We start from the raw sequence: 22,978 nt of genomic DNA on the forward strand, positions 1-22,978 counted from the left end.
CACCATGGACCCGCAACTTCTTGAGTACTACAACCAGGAGCTCGTCTACATGCGCGAGCTGGCTGGTGAATTCGCCAGCCAGCACCCCAAGGTTGCGAAACGGCTGGGCATGCACGGACACGAGGTGGCCGATCCCTATGTCGAGCGTTTGATCGAAGCCTTTTGCTTCCTGTCCGCGCGAACCCAGATCAAGCTGGATGCGGAGTTTCCCCGTTTCACGCAACGCCTGCTGGAAGTTGTCTATCCCAACTATGTGGCGCCCACGCCGGCAATCGCGGTCGCCCAGTTCCACCCCAGTGAGAAAGAAGGAGACTTTGCCCGTGGCGTCGTGGTTCCCCGCGGGACAACCCTCAAGGCGGGCATTCCAGATGGCGAGTCGACGGCGTGCGAGTTCCGCACCACGCAGGATGTGCAACTCTGGCCATTCGAGATAGTCGAGGCAAGGCTCACCGGCATCCCGCCCGACATCCCGGGCCTGGAGCGCTACGTGCCCGCGCACGTCACCGTGCAGGGCGCCTTGCGCCTGCGGCTGCGCATCAACCGTGACACGACCTTTGCCCAGCTTCCGTCGGTAGACTCACTGGCCGTCTACCTTCGTGGCGATGAACACATCGCCAGCCATCTGCTGGAACTCGTGCATAGCGCCGGCACCGTCTCCCTGATCGGTCAACCCGGGGATATGGGCAACAAGCCCTCCGCAGTCAGCAAGGATGCTGTTTCCTTGCTTGGGTTCGCCCCCGGAGAAAGTGCCCTGCCGCTTGCGTGGAACAAGTTCCACGGGCACAACCTCGTGCATGAGTACTTCGCGTGTCCTCAGCGTTTCTACTTCTTCAGACTCAACGGCCTGGCGCCCGGGCTCGCCAGGATCGATGGCGCGGAAGCCGAAATTGTCCTGCTGCTTTCGAAGCCGCCGGGCAATCCGGCCGCCCACGTCGATGCGGGCCAGTTTGCACTGTACTGCGCGCCCGTGGTGAATCTCTTCCCGAAGCGGACCGACCGCATCGAGATTCACCCGGGACGAACCGAGTTTCACATGGTGCCGGATCGCACGTCGCCCCTGGACTTCGAGATCTACTCGGTCCAGAAGATCTTCGGCCAGAAAGCGGAGCACAGCGAGGCTATCGACTTTCGCCCCCTCTTCGCCACCCTCAACGGCGACGAAGGAAATCACGGCCGCTACTTCTCCATGCGGCGGGAGCGGCGGGTGCTGTCCACCCATGCGCGCAAGTACGGTACCCGTACCGCCTACACCGGTAGCGAAGTGTTCCTTTCACTGGTGGATCAGAACGAAGCCCCCTATCCCGACGTCCTGCGGCACCTGTCCGTCGAGGCACTGGTCACCAACCGCGACCTTTCCAACCTGGTGCCCCGTAATGGCCGAAAGGACCTGCAAGCACCCGATTCCGTGCCCGTCGCCAGCGTCGGCCTCATCCGCCCCCCTTCCGCACCGCGTGCGCCGTTCGCCGAGGGAGAGATGGCCTGGCGCCTGATCCGGCAACTCGGGTTCAACTATCTGTCGTTGACCGATCTTGACCATCGCCAAGGCGGCCAGGGCCTGCGGGACATGTTGCGTCTGTTCGTGGCAAGCGAGAACACAGCACAACAACGTCAGGTTGACAGCCTGATCGGCTCCAAAGTCAGGCCGGTCACGCGCCGGCTTCCGGACAACGGGCCGATCATCTACGGACGCGGCATTCAGTGCCAGTTGACGGTTGACGAAACCGGCTTCTCTGGCATCAGCCCCTACCTGTTCGGTGTCGTCCTGGAACATTTTCTCGCTCGTCATGTGTCGGTAAATTCCTTCACGGAAACCGAGATGACCTCAATCCAGCGTGGTCTGGTTCATCGCTGGCCGGCCCGTATGGGCACCCGTAGCGCGGTATAGCCATGTATCGGGGAATCGATGACAATGCGCCGCCACCAGCCAGCGCACTTGCACCACCCGCGCAGTATGCTGGTCAGGCGCCGTGGAAGCTGAGCTTCCTTGGACTGCTGCGCCAGTTGGCCGCCCATCGCCCGGACTTGCCGCCGATCGGACAAGCGCAGCGGCCAGGCGACGAACATTTCCGGATCGGCCAGCAAGCCTCCCTCACCTTTGCGCCGCGCGAGATCGCCCAGCTCCAGCAAACGCCAACCGGGCTCAAGATTCAGTTGTTCGGTCTGGGCATGCTGGGGCCGAACGGCGCCCTGCCGATCCACTTCACGGAAATCGTCCGCGAGCGCAGCGAGGCGCACCGGGACAGGACCACCGCCGATTTCCTTGACCTGTTCCACCATCGCGCGCTCACCCAGTTCTACCAGGCATGGGCACACGGGCAATCCGCGGCGGGGCTGGATCGCCGGGATGATGAGGTGTTCTCCCGCTACATCGGATGGCTTGCAGGCAGCGAAGCCGGCGAAATCGCCGGCCCCCTCCCCTCCCATGCCCGTCTGGCGGCCAGCGCGCACCATGTGCGTGAAGCCCGCAACCTGGATGGCATCGCCGCCACGCTGGCGCATTTCTTCGGCGTGCCGGTCAGGCTCGAAGAATTCGTGCTGCACTGGATCGCCATCGACCCGGCGGAACACTCCCACCTCGGCCGCCCGGGCGCGCCCAGCGTGATGGGACAGGGTGCCATGCTCGGTGAGAAGGTGTCCGACCGCCAGCACAAGTTCCGTCTGGTGATCGGGCCACTCAGCCTGCAGCGGTATCTGAATTTCACGCCCAACGGGCGAGATCTGCCGTTGCTGATCGAATGGGTGCGCTCGTTCGTCGGATACGAGTTCGTCTGGGAGGTCGAACTTCAGGTGATTCCGGACTCCGCTCCACCGGCTGTTCTTGGCTCGGCAGAGGGCCTGGGCTGGTCCACCTGGCTGGGTGAGCCGGACCGCACCCGTGCCATCACGGGCATGGTGTTCGAGCCCGAGCAGTATGCGAAGCACTGATCATGTTTGCTGGCAGCAGCAAGGCTTCCACGCGAAATCGCCATTCCCAATTCCGAGGAGTTCGATCCATGCGTCTTCTAGGCAAGTGTGGCCGTGCGAGCCTCCGTGCGGTGCTGTTGTCGTCAGTGCTGTTCTTGTTGTTGCGGCTCGGCGGCTGTACCGACGACATGATCCCGGTGGAGGTAACGGGATACAACCACATGGACAAGCGCGCCATCGTCAGCTTCACCGTCAACGGCGCGGGTGGGCCGAATCTGGGTCCGGGTGGCGGTGGTGGCAGCTTCAACTGCTGCATTGAAATCCCTAAACGCTGGCGACCTGGCATGAAAGCAAAGATCCGCTGGGAATATGGCTCCGGTGACGACAGCCCTCGCGAAGCCGAGGTAGCGATACCTAAGTATACGGCGCAAAACCGGGGCGCGGTCCAGGTGCATTTCTACCCAGAACATCGCGTCAAGATCGTCGTGTCCAGGTACAGCCTTGGCCATCCTGCCAATCCCTTGCCGCAGAAAGACTGGGCCCCATGGACCCTCAATGAGGACTGGGCACGAAACTACCACGAGGATCAACACAAGAAATGACAGCGATCGAGTTTGCCCTGAATCCAGACCTGACACGTGGGCGGGCATTGTCCGACCGGGAAAAAAGGCGGCGAATCCACGCTTTGCGGGGGATCTCCATTACCAATTCCGAGGCGTTCTATCCATGCATCTACTAAGCAAGTGTGGCCGTGCAAGGCTCCGTGCGGTGCTGTTGTCATCCGTGCTGCTGTTGTTATTGCCGCTTGGCGGATGTACCGACGACATGATCCCGGTGGAGGTCACAGGATACGACCACATGGAGAATCGCGCCATCTTCTGGTTTACGGTCAACGGCGCGAGTGGCCCCAGCCTATTTCCCGAAAGCGGTGGGGGCAAGTATTCCTGTTGCGTTGAAATCCCTAAACGCTGGCGACCCGGGATGAAAGCAAAGATTCGATGGGAATATGGCTCCGGTGACGACAGCGCTCACGAGACCGAGCTGGAGATACCGGAATACACCCCTCAGAACCGGGGCGCGGTCCAGGTGCATTTCTACCCAGAACATCGCGTCAAGATCGTCGTGTCCAGGTACAGCCTTGGCCATCCTGCCAATCCCTTGCCGCAGAAAGACTGGGCCCCATGGACCCTCAATGAGGACTGGGCACGAAACTACTACGAGGATCAACACAAGAAATGACAGCGATCGAGTTTGCCCTGAATCCAGACCTGACACGTGGGCGGGCATTGTCCGACCGGGAGCAACTGCAGCGAAGCCATGCCATGTGCAGAGCCACCGGAGATCCTAGGACGCCCTCCTGCTCTGGCAGCTTGTTCGTCGGGCTGTTCTTCGATGGCACCGGCAACAACGAGGATGAAGACTACAAGAAGCACGAACAAGACCCGCGCCACCAGAAACACAGCAACGTGGTGCGTCTGTATCACGCCTATCCCGACCGCAAGAAAGTTGGGACCAATGCCTACTATGCCTACTACATCCCCGGAGTCGGTACCCCATTCAGGGAAATAGGCGACGACGGTGGCAAGTTTGGCTCCGCAGCTGCCTGGGGCGGCGAGCCGCGCATCATTTGGGGACTGACCCGCATCTTCAATGCCGTTCATCGGTATCAACGTGGCGACGACCTGATCCCCGACGACCAAGCCAAGGCGATGACCTCCGGCCTGGGCGGCGTTGGCTCTTCGGGTTGGCAGCGGCGGTGGGCATTGAAGCAGACCTGGCAGGACCGGCTCAAGGCTGCGATTCGTGGACGCAAGCCGCAAATCCTGCAGATCAACCTCAGCGTGTTTGGCTTTTCGCGCGGGGCAGCGGAAGCCCGCGCCTTCGTCAACTGGCTCTACGAAATCTGCGAGAAGGTGGACGGAGGTTGGCGCTTCGCCGGCATTCCGCTGCACGTACAGTTCCTCGGGATTTTCGACACGGTGGCATCAGTAGGTATTGCCGGACTTTACTCTTTTGCGGAAGGGCGCCAAAGCTGGGCCGACGACAACATGCAGGTTCATCCGGCCGTGGAGCAATGCCTGCACCTGGTCGCTGGCCACGAGGTGCGCGCGTGTTTCCCCTCCGATTCGGTCCGAATCAATGGAAAGTATCCCCCGAACTGCAAGGAGTTTGTGTTTCCCGGCTCGCACTCGGACATCGGTGGGGGCTACATGCCGCTGTGCCTGGGCAAGGCCGACTGGAATGCAGTGGGCCCACACCACGACCTGCAATTGGCTCGTGTGCCTGGCTTCGAGATGTATCGCGCCGCGCTTGTGGCAGGCGTGCCCTTCTATACAGAGCAGCAACTGATTGAGAAGGGTCAAAAGAAGGTATTCGATGCGCTGACACCATCGCAATCTGCCGTCGACGCCGTCAAGGCCTACTACCTGGCTGCCAACATCAAGGCCGGCACGCTGGAGGACATGACCCGGCAGCATATGCGCTGGTACTTCAGCCATCGCTGGCAGTTGCTGGAGGCGGGGTTCCGCGGTTCGCCGCAGTATCAGCGCGCGTGTGGCAAGCCCAATCACGACCAGGGCGACGACTTCAAGGACGAGCCGACCTGGCTTCTGCACACACAGCGCGCACTGATTCAGGTAGTTGCGGAGTCCTGCCGCAAGCTTGAATGGAGAATGAGGGTCAACAACTGGGAAGCCGAGCGGGAAGGCGAAGTGCTCGATAGCCCGTTTCGCCCGGCCCCTGGTGCCAGATTGCTGAAGTTTGCGCGATCGCGCCCGTTGGTCGATGACTCGCTCCAGGCGGAGGCTGGCGCGATAGCCAGGCAGGCGCCCGCAGTGCTCGCGAGATGGCGCGAATGGCTCTCCCAAAACATGTACCCCGAGGTACACGATGCGCAGGCGCCCGAACGGGACATGACCCGACTCCTGGAGGTCCTGCAAGATGGCGCGGTACCGCAGGCGATCGCCAGCTTCCTCGATGCCCACGTGCATGACTCGATGGCGGGCTTCATCGGATTCGGCATGCCAGAGTTTCAGACCAATGGCTACGGCATCGCGAAGTTCCGCCGCATCTACTTCGGCAATGCGGGAGACAAGATCGTTCGGGACCAGGTGGCACGCGATAACGAGCGACGCATCAGCGAAGCCAGAGGCAAGCGCAACCAGGCCGAAGCCGAGCGGATGCCGCCGCGTATGCCACCGATGTCGGAATGGTTTCCGCGCCTCAACTAGGAGTGCTTCCCAAGACCACTGTCGTGCGCCAGCCTGGCCAGAGCCGCCAGAGCGGCCGGAGACATTCCGACATCCGGCTATGGCACGCAAATCGCTACCATCCACCCACTGCACTGAGATGACTGCCAAATCCAAGATCACGCCTTCGGCCAACACGTCCACTCGCTTTCCGGAGCTGATGGAAGCCATCACCAAAGAGAAACCTTGCGGGGACGATCTGGAGTATGACCCTGAGTTCGTTGTGCTCCTGGCCAAGGCGGCGCCGAAACCGGACGCCCAATACGGGGACTTTGTCAGTGCGCCGGAGGCGGTTAGCTGGACGGAGCTGGAGCGTGACTGCCGGCGCCTGCTGCTGCGCACGCGTGATATTCGCATCCTGGTGCTGTTGCTGCGCTGCCGGGCCCGGATGGATCACGCTGCAGGCCTGCGGGATGGCCTGGCACTGTTGGCGCAACTGCTGACGAAATGGCCTGACGCAATCCATCCACAACGCGTGGTCGAGGGTGAGGCCGATCTCGCCTTGCGCGCCAATGCGCTAGCTGCGCTCGCCGATCCGGCAGGGTTAATGCAAGACGTGCGGGATCTGCCGATCATGGCCAACGGCGCGCTGCGGCTACAGATTCGGGACGTGGAGCGTTCGCTCGCCGTGCCACGAACGCCCGATGCCCTGCCATCGGAATCGGTGCGCCAGCAGCTGAAGGATATGCGCGTGGCGCACAGCGCTACCCTGGTGGCGCTCGAGGAGGCCGCGGGAATCGCATCGGCCATTGACGCCTGGGCCAGCGACAACCTCCCGGACGAACGGCCTGATCTGCAGCCGCTATTGAAACTGCTGGGCACGGTGGCAAACACTGCCGAACCCGCGATTGCCCCGGCCGTGGCCGAGCCCAACGCCATGCCGTCCGCTGAATTGCACCCGGAAAGCGTAGCCGACGTGTGGAATGGCAACGGTACTGCCGCTATCGCGGAAGTCACCACGACCGCCCCCAGATCGGCCGACTTCCCAGTCGATCGAGGTGCCGCCCTCTCCGGCATTCGCGCAGCGCGACTATGGTTCGAGCACCATGAACCGAGCAGCCCCGTGGCGCTGCTACTCAAGCAAGCCGAACGGCTGACAGGCAAGCGCTTCGATGAAGTATTTCAGGCGATTCCCGCTGATTTGGTGGAACGCTGGGCGCAGGACGCTTCGTGAGCCGACGCCCATACACGTTCCGCCATGTGACAGAACGGCTGCGGACGGATCAAGCCAACGTCTGCTTCGACGGAATTTTCCGTTGAGCAAAATGCCATCGGAGGAGATCAGCCAAAAAGCGCTTATTCTTATTAGCTGCACCGCGCTTTTTAAGCAGTTTCCGCGTAGATTCATACTTGTCCTATATCTATCGAATAGGCCTCCATGCTATTAATCACGGCAGACTGCCTTATTGATCGCTATCACCACAATTGGCAGTCAGCCAGGCAGAGGCAAAAGGCACGGGAAGCGCGCCTTTAAATTGGTGAATTCGCCTTTGCAGCCTATTTCTCCCCAACAGGGGCATGGAGATCAAATTGGACCGAGGAATCAAAGACGAAGGCTTCGTTAGCCGCGCGCTGGAAATTGCGGATCACGGCTGCGGGCGCTGGGTCGCCAATCAAAGCTGTTTCAATCATCCGGCCAGGCATCCGCTGGAGCCTATGGTGAAGGCGGCGATTGTGACGGCAGTAGCGATCTATGTAGAGAAATTCCGCTGGCCGGAAGAAGAGCTGGCCAGTGCCTTGGCCATCGTTACCGTAGGGGACGCGCAGGTTTTGATCGATCGGCTCTTTCCGAACATACCCAAGCCGTAATGCCGCGCAATTCTTGTATGTAAGAAAGCCGCCCGCGGGCGGCTTTTTTGATTAAACCACGATCTCCCCGGACATCTGCGGCTTGCGCACCAATAACTCGGCCAGTTTTTTCAATGCAGCCGCGAGGTGAGAGCGCGCTTCGACACCGCCCAGCGAGATACGGATCGCGTTGGGCGGCATGGACCCGGAATAAAACGCTTCAGAGGCGGTGACCCGCAAATCCTCAGCCCGCGCGGCCTGCGTCAGCGCCTGGGACGTCCAGTAACTCGGCAACTGATGCCAGACATGTATGCCGCTGGGCGGCGCCTGGTCCACGCTCGACAGCAACTGCCGTGCAAGCTCCCGCCGCGCGAACGCTTCCGCGCGGATCCCGGCCAGCAGCTGGGCTGCGGAGCCTTCATGAATCCACTGTGTGGCCAGCGCGGTCGACAATGGCGTCGACATCAGCGCAAAGGAGCGCAGCGCGGCCAGCACGCCCGCCCGGCTGCGCGCATCGGGCAAGCGGATGTAGGCGGTCCGCAGTCCCGGACTCAGGCATTTCGATAGCGTGGAGACGTAGTAGACCTGGCCCGGCGCAAAGTGGGCCACAGGCGGCGGTGCATTGCTGCCGAGCAGCCAGTAAGGATCGTCTTCGATGATCCAGGCGCCGCACTTTTGCGCAGCCAGCGCGAGATCGCGGCGGCGATGCCCGGGCATGGTCCGCGCGGTCGGATTCTGGATGGTCGGGTTCAGGTAGATCGCGCGCGCGCCATGCTCGCGGCATGCTTGCTCCAGCGCATCGGGCCGCATTCCTTCGTCATCGGAGGCCACGGTCACTACGCGCCTCCCGAGCTGTTCGGCCGCCGCGCGCAAACCCGGATAGATCAGCGGCTCCGCGATGATCGCCTCGCCGGGCTGCGTGAGCGTGAGGATCAGCGCCGCCAGCGCGGCCTGGGCGCCGGGGCAGGCAATCAGTTGTTGCGGGCTGACCGGTTCCAGCATCGGCTTCAGCCACATGGCACCGGCGGCCCGGTCCGCTTTGCTGCCGCCACCGAGCTGGTAGGTCATCAGCAGGTGCGCATCGGACCGCAACAACACCTGCGACAAGCCGCGCTGCAACATGTCATGGAAGTCCACGCCGGCAGGGGGCGGCGGCACGTTCATGCTCAGGTCGACCATCTGCGCCAGTTCGACCTTCGGCGCGGCGACGAACGTGCCCAGCGCCCCGCGCGCCTCGATCAGGTTGCGCCGCTTGGCCTCGGTGAAGGCCCGCGTCACCGTGGTGAGATCCACCCCGAGCTGCCCGGCCAGGGTGCGTTGCGGCGGCAGGCGGTCCCCCGGGTTCAACTGCCCTTCCCCCACCGCGCGCTCTATGAAGCCAACGATCTGCTGGTAGCGCGCACCCTCGCCGCGCACGAAGGCGGTCGACCAGTCAGGTCCGGCCACTTCGCCTTGTATGGATTCCGTTTGACGCATTTTCCTTGATGTATGGCCTTTGTCTTACATTATCATGCGCCGCAGCATCACACAAATCCATACATTTAACGCTTTGTATGCGTTTCCCGCCGTCCGGGCGGATTTCCCTTTCTCGCAATGGTTTCCAGCGTGCTGTGGCAGGCGGTCTCGACGCGTGCGCCGGTTATGTGATGCATAACCAAGGTATGTCTTATGCGTAACTTATTGGCCGGCGCAAGCCATGCTGTCCGGCGCGATTCCAACAACAGGCACAGGCTGAACAACACAGGCAAGGGCTCGCTGCGCTGCGCGGGGCTGCTCCTGGGTGCCGGAGCCATGTTCCTGCTCAGCGGCTGCCAGCTAGAGCTGCTATCGCCGAAGGGCGACATCGGGCACCAGGAAAAGACCCTGATCCTGGTGTCGCTGTTCCTGATGCTGCTGGTCGTCATTCCCGTCATTTTCCTGACGCTCTATTTCGGCTGGCGCTATCGCGCGTCCAATACCAAAGCAACCTATGCGCCCAAGTGGGCCCACTCCACCAGCATCGAGGTGGTCATCTGGACCATTCCGTGCGTGATCGTGGCCGCCCTGGCGGTTCTTATCTGGCGCACCACCCATTCGCTCGATCCTTACCGGCCGCTGGAGTCGACGGTCAAGCCCGTGCGCGTCGAGGCCGTGGCCCTGAACTGGAAATGGCTGTTCATCTACCCGGATTACGGCATCGCCTCGGTCAACCGCTTGCCGATCCCGGTCCATACGCCGATCAATTTCAAGATCACCGCGGAATCGATGATGAACTCCCTGTTCATCCCACAGCTCGGCAGCCAGGTCTACGCCATGGCCGGCATGGAAACCAAGCTCCACCTGATCGCCGACACGCCCGGCATCTACGCGGGGCTATCCGCGGCCTACAGCGGCCCCGGATTCTCCGACATGCATTTCGACACTGTGGCCACCTCGCGCGAAGAGTTCGACGCCTGGGTCCAGCAAGCCAGGAAATCGCCGCTGGTACTGGACGAGAAGGCCTACCGCACGCTGGAGCTCCCGAGCACCAAAACGCCGGTGACCACCTACGCGAGCGTCGCGCCAGACCTGTTCCAGGGCATCGTCAACAAATACATGCATGGCGATGCGCGTGGCGATGTGCGCGGAGAAGTCTGCACAGCCCAAAGCCCCCCGCTGGCCGCCAACCCATGAAGCCAATGAATCCGCAACCTACGCAACACATGCAACACAACCACGCCGCGGCCACGGAGCACTGATCCATGTTCGGAAAATTAAACATCGATGCGATCCCGTACCATGAACCCATCATCATGGGTACGCTGGTCGCCGTCCTCCTGCTCGGTGCCGCGCTGATCGGCGCCGTTACCTATTTCGGCAAATGGAAGTACCTGTGGACCGAGTGGATCTGCTCGGTCGACCACAAGCGCATCGGCGTGATGTACATCATCATGGCGCTGGTCATGCTGCTGCGCGGCTTCGCCGACGCCATCATGATGCGCGTGCAGCAGGCGATCGCCGTGGGCGATGCGGCCGGCTACCTGCCTCCGCATCACTACGACCAGATCTTCACCGCGCATGGCGTGATCATGATCTTCTTCGTGGCGACGCCGTTCATCCTCGGCCTGATGAATGTCATCGTGCCGCTGCAGATCGGCGCCCGCGACGTGGCCTATCCGTTCGTCAACTCGCTCAGCTTCTGGCTCTCGGCGGTGGGCGCGGTGCTGGTCATGCTGTCGATGTTCGTCGGCGACTTTGCCGCCACCGGCTGGGTCGCCTATCCGCCGTTATCCGGGCTGGGATACAGCCCAACGGTGGGGGTCGACTACTACATATGGTCATTGCAGATATCGGGATTGGGGACAACGCTCACCGGCATCAACTTCATCGTCACCATCCTGCGCATGCGTGCGCCGGGCCTGACCCTGATGAAGATGCCGGTGTTCACCTGGACCGCGCTGATCACCAACATCCTGATCGTTGCCGTTTTCCCCGTCCTGACCGCCACGCTCGCCCTGCTCACCGCCGACCGGTACCTGGGCATGCATTTCTTCACCAATGAGCTTGGCGGCAACGCCATGATGTACGTCAACCTGATCTGGATCTGGGGACACCCCGAGGTCTACATCCTGATCCTGCCGTGCTTCGGGGCCTTCTCCGAGATCATCTCGACCTTCTCCGGCAAACCGCTGTTTGGCTACAAGTCGATGGTGTACGCCACCTCGTCGATCGGCATCCTGTCGTTCTTCGTCTGGCTGCATCACTTCTTCACAATGGGCTCAGGCGCCAACGTCAATGCCTTCTTCGGGATCATGACGTCCATCATCTCGATCCCGACCGGGGTGAAGCTGTTCAACTGGCTGTTCACGATGTACCGCGGCCGCATCCGCTACCACTCATCGACGCTGTGGACAATCGGCTTCATGGTCACCTTTGCCGTCGGCGGCATGACGGGTGTGCTGCTGGCTGTGCCCGGCGCCGATTTCGTGCTGCATAACAGCCTGTTCCTGGTCGCTCACTTCCACAACGTGATTATCGGCGGCGTGATCTTCGGCTGCCTGGCCGCGATGAGCTTCTGGTTCCCCAAGGTGTTCGGCTTCACCCTGAACGAGCGCTGGGGCAAGATCTCGTTCTGGTGCTGGCTGGTTGGTTTCTACCTGGCCTTCATGCCGCTCTACGTGCTCGGCTTCAAGGGCATGACCCGCCGCATGAATCACTACACGCACGCGGACTGGCAGCCTTACCTGATCGTCGCGCTATGCGGTGCCGTCATCATCGGCGCCGGCATCGTCGCCCTGCTTGTCCAACTGGCCGTCAGCGTGCGCGACCGCAAGAACAACCGCGATCTCACCGGCGATCCCTGGGATGGCCGCAGCCTGGAGTGGGCCACCGCCTCGCCCGCGCCCTTCTACAACTTTGCCCATGTGCCGCACATCACCTCGCTGGAGCAGCACTGGGACGACAAGGAAGCGGGCCGTGCCTATGTCCGGCCAGGCCACTATGAAGACATCCATATGCCCAGGAATACCAGCGCGGGCGTGATCGTCTCGGCGTTCGGCCTGGTGCTCTGCTTCGCCCTTGTATGGCATATGTGGGCGCTCGCGGGCCTTGGCCTGCTGGGCATCATCGGCACCTTCATCGCACGGACCTACGACCGCGACGTGGACTACTACGTCCCCGCGGCCGAAGTCGAACGCATCGAAAACTCGCGCTATGCGCAGCTACGCAAGGCGGCTTGACCCATGAGCTACACAGTCATTCACAACGCGCACGAACATGTCGGGCACGACGACGGAACGAAGACCACGCTAGGGTTCTGGATCTACCTGATGAGCGACTGCCTGATCTTCGCAGTGCTGTTCGCTACCTTCGGGGTACTCGCCGGCAACACGGCCGGCGGCCCGAGCGGCAGGGACCTGTTCGAGCTGCCGTTCGTGCTCGGGGAAACGATGCTGCTGCTGGTCAGCAGCTTCACCTTCGGCGTGGCCATGCTGAACATGCAGGCCGGGCGGGAGCGTCAGGTCATCCAGTGGCTGGGCGTCACGTTCCTGCTCGGCGCGGCCTTCATCGCCATGGAGCTGTACGAGTTCGCCGAGCTGCTTCATGCCGGCGCGGGGCCGGGCGTCAGCGCGTTCCTGTCTTCCTACTTTTCCCTGGTGGGTACCCACGGCCTGCATGTGACCTGCGGCCTGCTGTGGATCCTGGTCATGATGCACCAGGTCAAATGCTTCGGTCTGGATGGCGTGACCCGGCGCCGGCTGGCCTGCCTCAGCCTGTTCTGGCACTTCCTGGACCTGATCTGGATCTGCGTGTTTACCTTTGTCTACCTGCGAGAGTTTGTATGAAGACCGCCCACCTCCCCACCGGATCCGCGGCTCACGCGGCGCACGGCAGCATGAAAGGCTATGTGATCGGCTTTGCGCTGTCGCTGGTGCTCACCCTGGCGTCGTTCGGCGCGGTGATGGAAGGGCTCGTGCCCAAAGGCATGGGCCTCGCCGCCATCGTGGTGCTCTGCATCGCCCAGCTGGTGGTGCAGCTGGTTTTCTTCCTGCACATCGGCACGTCTGCCGACCAGCGCCAGAACACGGCGATCTTCATCTGCACCGGGGCGCTTATCGCCATCATCGTCGCGGGATCGTTGTGGGTCATGCACAACGCCAACGTCAACATGATGCCGATGGATATGTCGCCGGAACGGGCGCGCCTGCGCGACTAGCGGGTCCGTGGCCGGATCGCTTCTCCCGCGATCCGGCCACGCGCCGCGCGCGTCCCAACGGACAAATGACCCTCTAGATAAACAGACTGCCGGCCGCCGCTTTGCTCAGGGCGGCGGACCAGTTACGGGAATTGTGCAAGCGCGCCGCCCGGTCCCCGAGCATGCTGTCGCCTCCCTCCCAATAGACCCAGCTCCGCCCTCGCCTTATCCGGTCCAGGTAAGCGACTTCAAATCCGGCCGGCAAGCGATAGACCATTGCCTCCAGCACGCTTTCGTCAGCGCCGAACACACCTGCAAGCCTGACCTTCCCGCCAGACAGTCCATTCGCGATCCTCAGGTCCAGATACGGCACGAACAGGCCGGCGCGGCGCAGTGCGTCCGGCATGGCGGAGGTCCAATCCCGGATAGCGTCATGCAACGCGCCAAGCGCAAGCGAGAACGCCCGCTCGTTTCTGGCCATCAGCACACGGCCGCTAAGCACGCCGTCAACCAGTGCATTGCCAGTTCCATGAAATGCCAGATTTGCAAGCGATCCGCCTTCGGCGTGGCGCTGACCGAGAAGCTCCAGGCAAGCCGCGAGGCCAGTTGCTGTCTTCTCGCCAAGGCTCAAGGCCGGGCAACGCGGATCGGATCCGGAAAGCAGAACCAGCACGTCGGCGGCATGGCGTGGTGACGCCAGCACGATGCGGTCATAGGCGAGACCGGCGTCCCGCACGAATAGCTCAAGCGCGGCACAGGCCGGACACCCGTCCAGTGAAAATAGCTGATACGTCATGAGTGAGACAGTTTCTCTGGCGCCGACGATGCGCGCTAAGGACACGCGCGGCGGCCACAGGAATGGGCGCGAGCGCGTGGCCGCGCGAACCGCGCATGGAACGGATTCTTCGAATGTCGCGCAATGTCTTTGTCCCGGTGGGTCCGGGAGTCGCCGGGTCAACCGACGGCATTGGCTTAGAGAGATGTTGCCGCAGCGCAGCAAGGAAAAACAGGAGCAGAAGACCGCTATTTACTGCGGAGCAGACGCAGCGTCTTGCGTGCTATTTTGACGAACGCCGAGCCCTTGCGATCAGCTGTGCCGGAACCGGAATGAACAATGCCTGATGGCGGACAGCCACGAAAGGCGATGGCCATGGGCAGGGAGTGCCCAGCCTTCATCCGATGTCTCGAAGGCCGGGCTCGCCAGTGTCCTGAATCTGAATTTCGTTGGAGAGATAGCTCGGACAGATCAACGCAGGTTGCGCCCGCCGGCGCCGCATGCGACTTGTGCAAAGTCGGAAAAGGCCCGCGCGGCCGCGGTCCGGTATGCGCCCTTGCGCTGGAGCAATGCGGCTCCCCGGGGCGGCAGCGGCGGCTCCACCTTGAGCCTGCAAAGCTCGCTGTTGTCTTCAACGATGGCAGCGGGCAACACCGTCATCAACCGGCCTCGGCGCACTGCCTCGATCACGGCGTTGACAGAGTTCGCCTCAAATGCGATTCGCGGGGGAACACCCTGCCCGCCAAAGTAGCGATCGATATAGCGGCGCGTTGCAAACTCCATGGTGAGCAACGCCATCGGCTCACCCTCCAGTTCCTTCAGTGTCAGCGCCGCTCGCCGTCTGGCAAAGCGGTGCGTCGTGCCCACCACCAGTGCGAGCCGCTCCTGCATCAAGGTCTGCGCTTCGATGTCCGGCAGATGCACGTCCTCGAAGGCGATCCCGACATCCAGGTTGTCGGCGGCCAGCAGTTGCTCGATCTGCTCCTGTGGTATTTCCAGCAAGCGCAGCGTGACGCCGGGATACTTCTCGTTGAATCCCATGACCAGCGGGCCGACCAGATAGGGCGCGAAGGTGGGCGTCATCGCCAGGCGCAAGGTGCCGCGCGTCAGGTCGCGCACATCGTGGATAGCCCGCGACCCAGCTTCCAGGTCCTGCAGCGCTCGGCGCGCATAGAGCAGGTACGCCTGGCCGGCATCCGTGGTCCTGATGCTGCGTCCGGACCGGTCGAAGAGTTGCACGCCCAGGGTTTCCTCAAGCTGCCTGATCTGCTGCGACAACGTCGGCTGGGAAACGTGCAGCAGTTCGGCGGCTCGCGTGAAGTTGCCGCTGTCGGCCACGGCAAGGAAGTAACGGATATGACGCAGCAGCATGGGATTTAACTATTGGTGTTTTCTATGGAAAGCATAATAAACCGGTCTTGGACCCTATAGAAAAATTCGTCCATGATTCTCCCATCGGTTCACCACCCACAACGATGGAGCAAAGCGATGCAAGACCTCATTGACGGATTCCTGAAGTTCCAGCGCGAAGAGTTCCCGAAACGCTCCGAACTCTTCAAGCGCCTGGCCACGAGCCAGAATCCGCGCACGCTGTTCATCGCCTGCTCCGACAGCCGGGTCGTACCCGAACTGCTGACCCAACGCGAGCCTGGCGACCTGTTCGTGATCCGCAACGCCGGCAACGTGGTGCCGTCATACGGCACGCAGCCCGGCGGCGTTTCCGCCAGCGTCGAGTACGCGGTCGCGGGGCTTGGCGTCACGGACGTGGTGATCTGCGGCCACTCGGATTGCGGCGCCATGACCGCGATTGCCACCTGCCAATGCCTGGATCACATGCCGGCCGTCGCCGGCTGGCTGCGTCACTGCGATGCCGCCAAGTCCGTCAACGAGGCGCGCGAGCACGCATCGCCGCGCGCGCGTGTCGACTCGATGGTGCGCGAGAACGTCATCGCGCAACTCGCCAACATCAAGACCCATCCGTCCGTTGCCCTCGCGCTCGAGCAAGGGCGCCTGCAGCTTCACGGCTGGGTGTACGACATCGAAACCGGCTCGATCGCCGCCCTGGACGGCACCACGAACCACTTCGTCGCCCTTGCGGACCATCCGCATGTCTGCGCAACCCCAACCAGGCTCGGCATTGCTGCCTGAGCGTATATTCCCCCCAAGGAGTCTTTCATGCCCCAGTCGCAATACAGCCAGACCAACCGCCAGGCCCTGACCGATGCCATCATCGACGCCAAGACGCGCAAGGACCTTACATTCGAAGATCTCAACGAAGGCTCCGGCCTGACCCTCGCCTATGTGACGGCCGCCCTCCTGGGCCAGCATCCGCTGCCTGAACACGTCGCCAATTCGGTTGCCGACAAGCTCGAACTGGGTGAGGATGCCGCGCGCCTGCTGCAGACCATCCCGCTGCGCGGCAGCATTCCGGGCGGCGTGCCGACCGACCCGACCATCTACCGGTTCTATGAAATCGTGCAGATCTATGGTTCGACGCTCAAGGCCCTGGTGCACGAGAAGTTCGGCGACGGCATCATCAGCGCCATCAACTTCAGGCTGGACATCCAGAAGGTCGAGGACCCGGACGGCGGTCACCGCGCCGTGATCACTCTCGACGGGAAGTATCTGCCCACGAAGCCCTTCTGAGCCTCCATTGGACGGCAGGCGCATGCGAGCGGCTTTCGCCGCCCGCCGCTATCCGCCAACCCGCCAGCTCACCAACCGGGCACTGCACACGGTCCGGCACGGCCGAGGCTGGACGCGCGCTACGCGGGGATCTCCTCCATGCCGAGGAGTTTCAGCCGCTGCACCTTGCCGGACGGTCCCTTGGGCAGTTCGTCGACAAAGCGGAATGACCTGGGTGTCTTGTAAGCGCCCAGTTCGTTCCGGCAAAACGATCTCAGTTCGTCCTCCGTGCATCGCTCTCCAGGTTTGAACACGATGCACGCCATCAACTCCTGGCCGTAGTGCTCGTCCGGAACGCCCACCACCGCGGCCTCCAGCACAGCCGGATGCTTGAGCAATGCCTCGTCTATCTCGCGAGGCGCAATGTTCTCACCCCCCTTGATGATGAGCTCCTTGATCCGGCCGGTGACGAAGACAAATCCATCCGCGTCCAGGTATCCAAGATCTCCCGTATGAAGCCAGCCATCCGCCGTCAGCGTCGTGGCGGTTTCTTCCGGACTCTTGTAATAGCCCTTCATGACGTTCGGGCCACGCACCAGGATCTCGCCCGCTTCACCCGAAGCGACCACATTTCCCTCCGCATTGACAATCGTGACCTCATTGCCAAAGGCCCGCCCAGGACTGCCGATCTTGCGCTGTGAAGGCTCTAGCGGATTGGTAAAGCATGGCGCGGCGGTTTCCGTGAGCCCCATCGTCTCGATCACGCCGATCCTGAATGCGTCTTCAAAGGCACGATGCTGGCTGGGCGGCAGCGGAGCGGAAGCAGAACGGCAGAAGCGGACCCGGCTGAGATCCAGCCCATCCCGCGCCGGACCCGCACCATTCAACAGGTAGGAAATCATGGTCGGCACTACATTGATCCAGGTGCATCGATGCCGCGCCACCAGCTCCCAGAAGCCGGAGACCCGAAATCGATGCGGCAGAACCAGGCTCCCGCCATGAATTAGCGGCGATGTCGCGGTCACAATCTGGGCATTGATGTGGTAGAGGGGCAAAACCGCCAGCACCCTGTCTTGGGCCGCGAGTTCGTGGGCTGCCGATACGAACTGTCCACCCGACACGATGGACCGGTTTGCCAGCACGACCCCCTTTGGCTTGCCGGTCGTGCCGGACGTGTACATCATCAGTGCGTCATCCTCTTCGCCCACGGGTGGCAGCTCCACCTCCTCGTCCGGCACCGGGATGCATTCCCGCGCATCGACATCGCACAGCACGACCTGGATATCCCGCGTCACATTGGCCAGCGCAGCATTCAGACGCTCCAGCTGGTCGGGCGCGACGAATACGATCCTGGCGTCGCTGTGATTCAGCACGTACTCGAGCTGCGACGGGTGCGCGAGCAGATTCAGCGGCGTCGCGCAAAACCCGCCATACATGACGCCAATGAACAGGCGGCAGGTCTGGTAGCCGTTGTGCATCAGCATCGCCACCGTGTCGCCCTTCCGAATACCCTGGCCGAGAAGAAAGCGTGCCAGCTCGCGAGAGGCACTCCGCAAGCCGGCGAACGTCATGCTCAGGTCAGGTTCCGGTGCAATCAGGTAAATCGCTTCCGGTCGTTCGGCGGCCTGAAAGTCGACATATTCTCGAATGGTGCGCAGCATGTCTATATTCCTCACGTTCAAGCAGTAAAAGACTTATATGGCTTTACGACTGATTCGCAACGGATCGATTAGCCGTGCTTGCGCAGGTACTCACCAAATAATTCTTCCTCGGAGGGAACCTGTTCCTTGAGCTTTCGCACGATATGCGTGATGTTGAGGAAGTTCCTGTAGTTCATATTTTCCGAGAAATTATTGCCACCCCATGTGCCGCATCCCATGGAAAGCGAGAATGGCAAACCGTTCTCGAAACTGCCGCCGGTCGCAAAGCAATGCGCCTGATTGACGATGACCCGGCAGACTGGAAGCGCATTTCCCAGGTGCAGGATATGGTCATCATCCGCTGTATGAATTCCCACCGAATGGCCCGCCCCCAGATAGCCATAGATATCGTTGACTATCGCGCAAGCGTGATCAAAGTCGCGAGCGCGATAGACGGTCAGCACGGGAGAGAGCTTTTCACCCGAATATGGATACTCCGGACCGGCACCAACTTCCTCCACCATCAGGAATTTCGCTTGCGTCACGCCCGGCCGCTCCAGGCCAGCCAGCGCCGCGATCCTGGGCGCGGACTGCGCGGTCACGGCGGAATCCAGCTTTCCCCTCGGCCACATCGTCTCCTGCAACCGGCACTTCTCTTCCGTGTTCAGCAGCGTGCCGCCGGCATCGGTCAGCGCCGCCAGCGCCGCGTCATAGACCGTGTCGAGGATGACCACGCTGTTTTCGGACGAGCAGCTCGTCGCATTGTCGAACGTCTTCGAACTGGCAATCATTTGCGCCGCTTCACCAAGACTTGCAGAGGTATCGATGATCGAGGCAACGTTGCCCGCACCGACTCCGAATGCTGGCGATCCGCTCGCATAAGCGGACCGGATATTGTTCTGCGAGCCTGTCGCGACCACCAGGTCCGCCTGGCGCATCAGCTCCTGGGTTGCCTGCTTGGTAATCGGTCCGGGCAGATACTGGACCAGGTCCAGCGGCACGCCGAGCTTATCCAGCTCCGCGTGAATGTAAGCCACCAGGGCGGCGCAAGTGGAAAGTCCCTTTGGAGAGGGCGCGACGATGACCGCATTGCGCCCCTTCAGCGCATTGATGATCTTGTTGGCGGGTGTCGCCGCCGGATTGGTGGAAGGGGTAATCGCGGCTACCACGCCGACGGGACGGGCAATCTCCACCAGTCCGCGCTCCGGATACTCGGCGATGATGCCGACTGTCTTCGCATGTTTCAGGTCGCGTAGCAGCCCCAACGTCTTTCGGTAGTTCTTCTGGATCTTGTCGGGGACGTTGCCGAGCCCGGTGTCGCGCACCGCCATCTCGGCCAGGATACGATTATGCTCGGGATGCACGATCGCCCATCCCGCCGCGGTGACCACCTCGTCCACTTGTGCCTGCGAATAGCGCTCGTAGCTGCGCTGCGCCGCCCTTGCCTTCCTGATCAGTTTGGAAATCACTTCGCCCTCTGCCGACGCATGGGTGTTCGCGCACGTTTCCATTGACATTCTGTCTCTCCGTTCATTTGTCATTCGTGGTGCTGTCACTGCCAAAACCGGGGCCTTCCCCTGCCAAGGGAAAGGCAAATTTCAATGCGCAGTCCCTAGTCCGGACCCACCCAGCGACAGCGCGTCTTCCTGCTCATCCTCGATCTTGTTTGTCGGATCGATCCGCAACGAACAGATTGCCGCGAGCCCCAAGAATCCGGCCGAAATCAGGAATGGCAGTTCATAGCTTCCCGTTTTCTGGATCAGGAAACCGAACAAAGCGGGCGAGATCATTCCTGCCACGCCGAAGCCTGTGTTCATCATTCCGCCAGCGGTTCCCGCAAACTTTCCGGCAATATCGAGCGGCAGGCTCCACAAGACGGCATTGGTCAGTTCAAGGAAGAAGAAAGATGCTGCGAGCAGCATCACCGCCGTCAGCGGGCTCTGGGTATAGATCGCCGGTACGATAAATACCAGGGAACCGGCCAGCCCGACGAACAGCAATGCACGCCGGGCCAGCTTGAGGTTTCCGGTCTTCTTGTAGATGATGTCTGAGATGACGCCACCGAGGGTGTCGCCAACCACGCCGGCAAGCAGTGGCAGCGCCGTGAACAATGCCAGCTGCTTTACGTCAAATCCACGCGCATCCTTCAGGTAGGAGGGCAGCCACGTCAGGAACACCCAGAGCGACCATCCGTAGCAAAAGTCCACGAACGTCACCAGCCACATGCGCCTGAACATCTGCTTCCATGGCGTTTTTCCTGCTGCTGCCTTCTTCAACTCGCGTGAATTGACGCCGATCTCCTTCAACTCTGCGGGTTGGACCCATTTGTGCTCCAGCGGCGTATTGCGGAACAGCCAGACATAGAGACAGGTCCAGATCAGGCTGACCACACCGAGAATCACGAACGATTCGCGCCAGCCGTAGGCGGCGACAATGACCAGCACAATCGGCGGAGTAACGGCGCCACCCAGGCGCGCGAAGCTATGCGTGATACCCTGGGCGAAGCCGCGTTCCGTGGCCGGCATCCAGTATGTGAAGGAGCGCGTTGCTGCCGGGAATGCGCCACCTTCACCGATGCCAAGCAGGATCCGGAACATGATCAGCGATCCGAGGCCCCAGGAAAAGCCGCAAAGGATCGTCGCAATCGCCCAAATGCTGGTGAGTATGGTCAGCACCAGCCTCGGTCCATACTTGTCGGCGAACCAGCCGCCCAGTATCTGCATGGCGGCGTAGGGATAGGCAAAGGCTGAAAAGACGAGCCCCAGTTGAGTCGGCGTAAGCGCCATCTCATCTTTGAGGAATGGGGCGATAATTGATATATTGACACGGTCAATATAGGCGATGAAATACATCAGACACATCAGCCCCAATATCATGTGCCTGACTTTGAATATTTTTTTCATGTCTCTCTCACCATTTTAATTAATTATATGAATGGTCGAATCTATGCCGACTTTCACGCATTCCAAAGAACCACTGGAATTGAAACCACCAGTCTTGCAACGCCGTTCTTGTCTTTTTTCAGATTCCTTTTTCCTGTTTCCTCCTTTTTCGTGATGTCAATTTTTGCAGCCAGAGCCATGGCGTCCACGACTGCTTTCGACCCAATCTAATCAAACCATCGCGCCAGGATGTCCCGTTTTTCGCGCTATCCTTCGCTGCGTACGCTTCAGAGTGGAAAAATGCAGATTTCGGGACTCCAATCTGTCCCGAAAAACGATAAAGTCGATGCATGTGGGGAAGCGGAAGTACTGCTGTCAGGAGCCAGCATGACAAGATCCAACCAATCGAATGCTGCGGCGGTCCGCGCCTTTCGCGTGCTAGAGACGCTGGCGCAGGCCGGGCGTCCGCTTGCCATGACGGAACTCGTCGAGGCGCTCGGCTTACCTAAACAGACGGTGCACCGCATACTGGTGCAACTGATGGACGCATGGCTGGTCACGCGGGGTGCGGGCGACCGGCTCTATGAGTGCTCACCGCGGGTGCGCGCCCTGGCGGTGAACGTCCTGATGCACGCAGGTCCGGCCGCGGCGCGTCACGCGCTGCTCGAACAACTGGTGACTAAGATCGGCGAGACGTGCAATCTGACGATGCTCTCCGGGAACGACGTGGTGTACATCGACCGGGTCGAAACTGAATGGCCGTTGCGCATGCACTTGCAGCCGGGCTCGCATGTGCCGCTACATTGCTCGGCAAGCGGCAAAGTCCTGCTCAGCTTCCTGCCGAAGGAAAGACGCGATCGCATGGTCGATACATTGCCGCTACACGCGTATTCGGAGCGGACCATCATCGATCGCGAAGCGTTGCGTAAGGAACTTGCGACGACACGCAAGCGCATGCTGGCCATCAACGACCAGGAGCATCTGCAGGGGTTGATCGCGATTGCGGTGCCGGTCATGCTGGATCGCAATCGTGCCTGCGCCGCGATCGCGGTGCAGGCGCCGGTCGGGCGGCTTACGCTCGACGACCTGCTGGCCTTCGTCCCCGATCTGCGCAAGGCCGCCGAAGAGACGGCGGAGACATTCCGGACATGACCAACTGACGCAGCGCCAGGCAAGGGGGGGTCCGCCACGCTGCTGGCGGCGGAAAGGATTTGAACTACACGCGGTCGAGCCATCCGCGATGCGAACGATACCCGGCGTATCCGGCACTATTTCTTGCCTGTGATCACGAATCGGGCACAAGTGTACCGATCAGCGTAAACGAAGCCGCAAAAGCAAAACCCCCCAGTACTTTCGTACTGGGGGGTTTCAAGGGAGAGCCTGGCGATTACCTACTTTCACACGGGTATCCGCACTATCATCGGCGTGGAGTCGTTTCACGGTCCTGTTCGGGATGGGAAGGG

At 61.4% G+C, this 22,978-nt stretch carries 21 protein-coding genes and 1 rRNA gene; 14 read left to right on the forward strand and 8 right to left on the reverse strand.

What is annotated here, in order from left to right:
• The first annotated feature begins 4 nt into the window (after window positions 1-4).
• From tssF to AC1DS6_RS38080, 7 genes are all read left to right on the forward strand, one after another.
• Complete coding sequence (gene tssF / locus AC1DS6_RS38050) at window positions 5-1,885, forward strand: type VI secretion system baseplate subunit TssF (RefSeq protein WP_441631818.1); 1,881 nt, start codon at window positions 5-7, stop codon at window positions 1,883-1,885.
• A 2-nt stretch (window positions 1,886-1,887) separates the two neighbouring features.
• A complete protein-coding gene (tssG, locus tag AC1DS6_RS38055; protein WP_477104457.1) occupies window positions 1,888-2,925 on the forward strand; it encodes a type VI secretion system baseplate subunit TssG in 1,038 nt (345 codons plus the stop codon).
• A 68-nt stretch (window positions 2,926-2,993) separates the two neighbouring features.
• Window positions 2,994-3,506 (forward strand): DUF3304 domain-containing protein, encoded by a 513-nt coding sequence (locus AC1DS6_RS38060; RefSeq protein WP_441631822.1) that lies wholly within the window; start codon window positions 2,994-2,996, stop codon window positions 3,504-3,506.
• 124 nt (window positions 3,507-3,630) lie between these two features.
• Window positions 3,631-4,143, forward strand: coding sequence for a DUF3304 domain-containing protein (locus AC1DS6_RS38065; RefSeq protein ID WP_441631824.1), 513 nt, complete (start codon window positions 3,631-3,633; stop codon window positions 4,141-4,143).
• Window positions 4,140-6,134, forward strand: coding sequence for a T6SS phospholipase effector Tle1-like catalytic domain-containing protein (locus AC1DS6_RS38070; RefSeq protein ID WP_477104458.1), 1,995 nt, complete (start codon window positions 4,140-4,142; stop codon window positions 6,132-6,134). The genes AC1DS6_RS38065 and AC1DS6_RS38070 overlap by 4 nt, the downstream gene beginning before the upstream one ends.
• Window positions 6,135-6,252: 118 nt before the next feature.
• On the forward strand, window positions 6,253-7,326 hold the full coding sequence (locus AC1DS6_RS38075; protein WP_441631828.1) for a type VI secretion system protein TssA: 1,074 nt from the start codon (window positions 6,253-6,255) through the stop codon (window positions 7,324-7,326).
• A 344-nt stretch (window positions 7,327-7,670) separates the two neighbouring features.
• Window positions 7,671-7,961 (forward strand): hypothetical protein, encoded by a 291-nt coding sequence (locus AC1DS6_RS38080; RefSeq protein ID WP_441631830.1) that lies wholly within the window; start codon window positions 7,671-7,673, stop codon window positions 7,959-7,961.
• Between the two features lie 51 nt (window positions 7,962-8,012).
• On the opposite strand, the gene AC1DS6_RS38085 is transcribed toward AC1DS6_RS38080, so the two are convergent.
• Window positions 8,013-9,416 carry an aminotransferase-like domain-containing protein gene (locus tag AC1DS6_RS38085; RefSeq protein ID WP_477104459.1) on the reverse strand — a complete coding sequence of 468 codons (1,404 nt, stop codon included), beginning with the start codon at window positions 9,414-9,416 and terminating at the stop codon, window positions 8,013-8,015.
• Between the two features lie 315 nt (window positions 9,417-9,731).
• On the opposite strand from AC1DS6_RS38085, the gene cyoA reads away from it, so the two are divergent.
• The 4 genes from cyoA (at window position 9,732) to cyoD (ending at window position 13,614) form a co-directional block, all read left to right on the forward strand.
• On the forward strand, window positions 9,732-10,592 hold the full coding sequence (cyoA, locus tag AC1DS6_RS38090) for a ubiquinol oxidase subunit II (protein WP_441631852.1): 861 nt from the start codon (window positions 9,732-9,734) through the stop codon (window positions 10,590-10,592).
• Window positions 10,593-10,660: 68 nt separating this feature from the next.
• Window positions 10,661-12,637, forward strand: a complete 1,977-nt coding sequence (cyoB, locus tag AC1DS6_RS38095; protein ID WP_441631834.1) for a cytochrome o ubiquinol oxidase subunit I — start codon at window positions 10,661-10,663, stop codon at window positions 12,635-12,637.
• Between the two features lie 3 nt (window positions 12,638-12,640).
• Window positions 12,641-13,243, forward strand: a complete 603-nt coding sequence (cyoC, locus tag AC1DS6_RS38100) for a cytochrome o ubiquinol oxidase subunit III (protein ID WP_045242734.1) — start codon at window positions 12,641-12,643, stop codon at window positions 13,241-13,243.
• The gene (cyoD, locus tag AC1DS6_RS38105) at window positions 13,240-13,614 is read left to right on the forward strand and encodes a cytochrome o ubiquinol oxidase subunit IV (RefSeq protein WP_045242733.1); all 375 of its coding nucleotides are present in this window, start codon (window positions 13,240-13,242) and stop codon (window positions 13,612-13,614) included. Before cyoC ends, cyoD begins: the two co-directional genes overlap by 4 nt.
• A gap of 73 nt (window positions 13,615-13,687) precedes the next feature.
• Here cyoD and AC1DS6_RS38110 read toward each other — a convergent pair whose 3' ends face one another.
• Complete coding sequence (locus AC1DS6_RS38110; protein ID WP_441631837.1) at window positions 13,688-14,389, reverse strand: hypothetical protein; 702 nt, start codon at window positions 14,387-14,389, stop codon at window positions 13,688-13,690.
• Window positions 14,390-14,839: 450 nt separating this feature from the next.
• On the reverse strand, window positions 14,840-15,739 hold the full coding sequence (gene cynR, locus AC1DS6_RS38115; RefSeq protein ID WP_441631839.1) for a transcriptional regulator CynR: 900 nt from the start codon (window positions 15,737-15,739) through the stop codon (window positions 14,840-14,842).
• 117 nt (window positions 15,740-15,856) lie between these two features.
• Here cynR and AC1DS6_RS38120 point away from each other — a divergent pair, with 117 nt between their 5' ends.
• Both AC1DS6_RS38120 and cynS read left to right on the forward strand, forming a co-directional pair.
• Window positions 15,857-16,516, forward strand: coding sequence for a carbonic anhydrase (locus tag AC1DS6_RS38120; protein WP_441631841.1), 660 nt, complete (start codon window positions 15,857-15,859; stop codon window positions 16,514-16,516).
• A gap of 27 nt (window positions 16,517-16,543) precedes the next feature.
• Window positions 16,544-17,014, forward strand: coding sequence for a cyanase (cynS, locus tag AC1DS6_RS38125; RefSeq protein WP_276285879.1), 471 nt, complete (start codon window positions 16,544-16,546; stop codon window positions 17,012-17,014).
• 119 nt (window positions 17,015-17,133) lie between these two features.
• Here the strand turns inward: cynS and AC1DS6_RS38130 are convergent, their stop codons facing one another.
• From AC1DS6_RS38130 to AC1DS6_RS38145, 4 genes are all read right to left on the reverse strand, one after another.
• Complete coding sequence (locus AC1DS6_RS38130) at window positions 17,134-18,654, reverse strand: AMP-binding protein (RefSeq protein WP_441631843.1); 1,521 nt, start codon at window positions 18,652-18,654, stop codon at window positions 17,134-17,136.
• Window positions 18,655-18,722: 68 nt separating this feature from the next.
• Window positions 18,723-20,150, reverse strand: coding sequence for an acylating sulfoacetaldehyde dehydrogenase (sauS, locus tag AC1DS6_RS38135; protein WP_441631844.1), 1,428 nt, complete (start codon window positions 20,148-20,150; stop codon window positions 18,723-18,725).
• 81 nt (window positions 20,151-20,231) lie between these two features.
• A complete protein-coding gene (locus AC1DS6_RS38140; protein ID WP_441631846.1) occupies window positions 20,232-21,536 on the reverse strand; it encodes an MFS transporter in 1,305 nt (434 codons plus the stop codon).
• 53 nt (window positions 21,537-21,589) lie between these two features.
• The gene (locus AC1DS6_RS38145; protein WP_441631848.1) at window positions 21,590-21,724 is read right to left on the reverse strand and encodes a hypothetical protein; all 135 of its coding nucleotides are present in this window, start codon (window positions 21,722-21,724) and stop codon (window positions 21,590-21,592) included.
• Between the two features lie 178 nt (window positions 21,725-21,902).
• Between AC1DS6_RS38145 and AC1DS6_RS38150 the strand changes: the two genes are divergently transcribed.
• Window positions 21,903-22,667, forward strand: a complete 765-nt coding sequence (locus AC1DS6_RS38150; protein WP_045242725.1) for an IclR family transcriptional regulator — start codon at window positions 21,903-21,905, stop codon at window positions 22,665-22,667.
• Between the two features lie 226 nt (window positions 22,668-22,893).
• Here AC1DS6_RS38150 and rrf read toward each other — a convergent pair.
• Window positions 22,894-22,978 (reverse strand): 5S ribosomal RNA (rrf, locus tag AC1DS6_RS38155); the annotation flags it as partial.

Source organism: Cupriavidus sp. 05L310 (genome assembly GCF_056398185.1).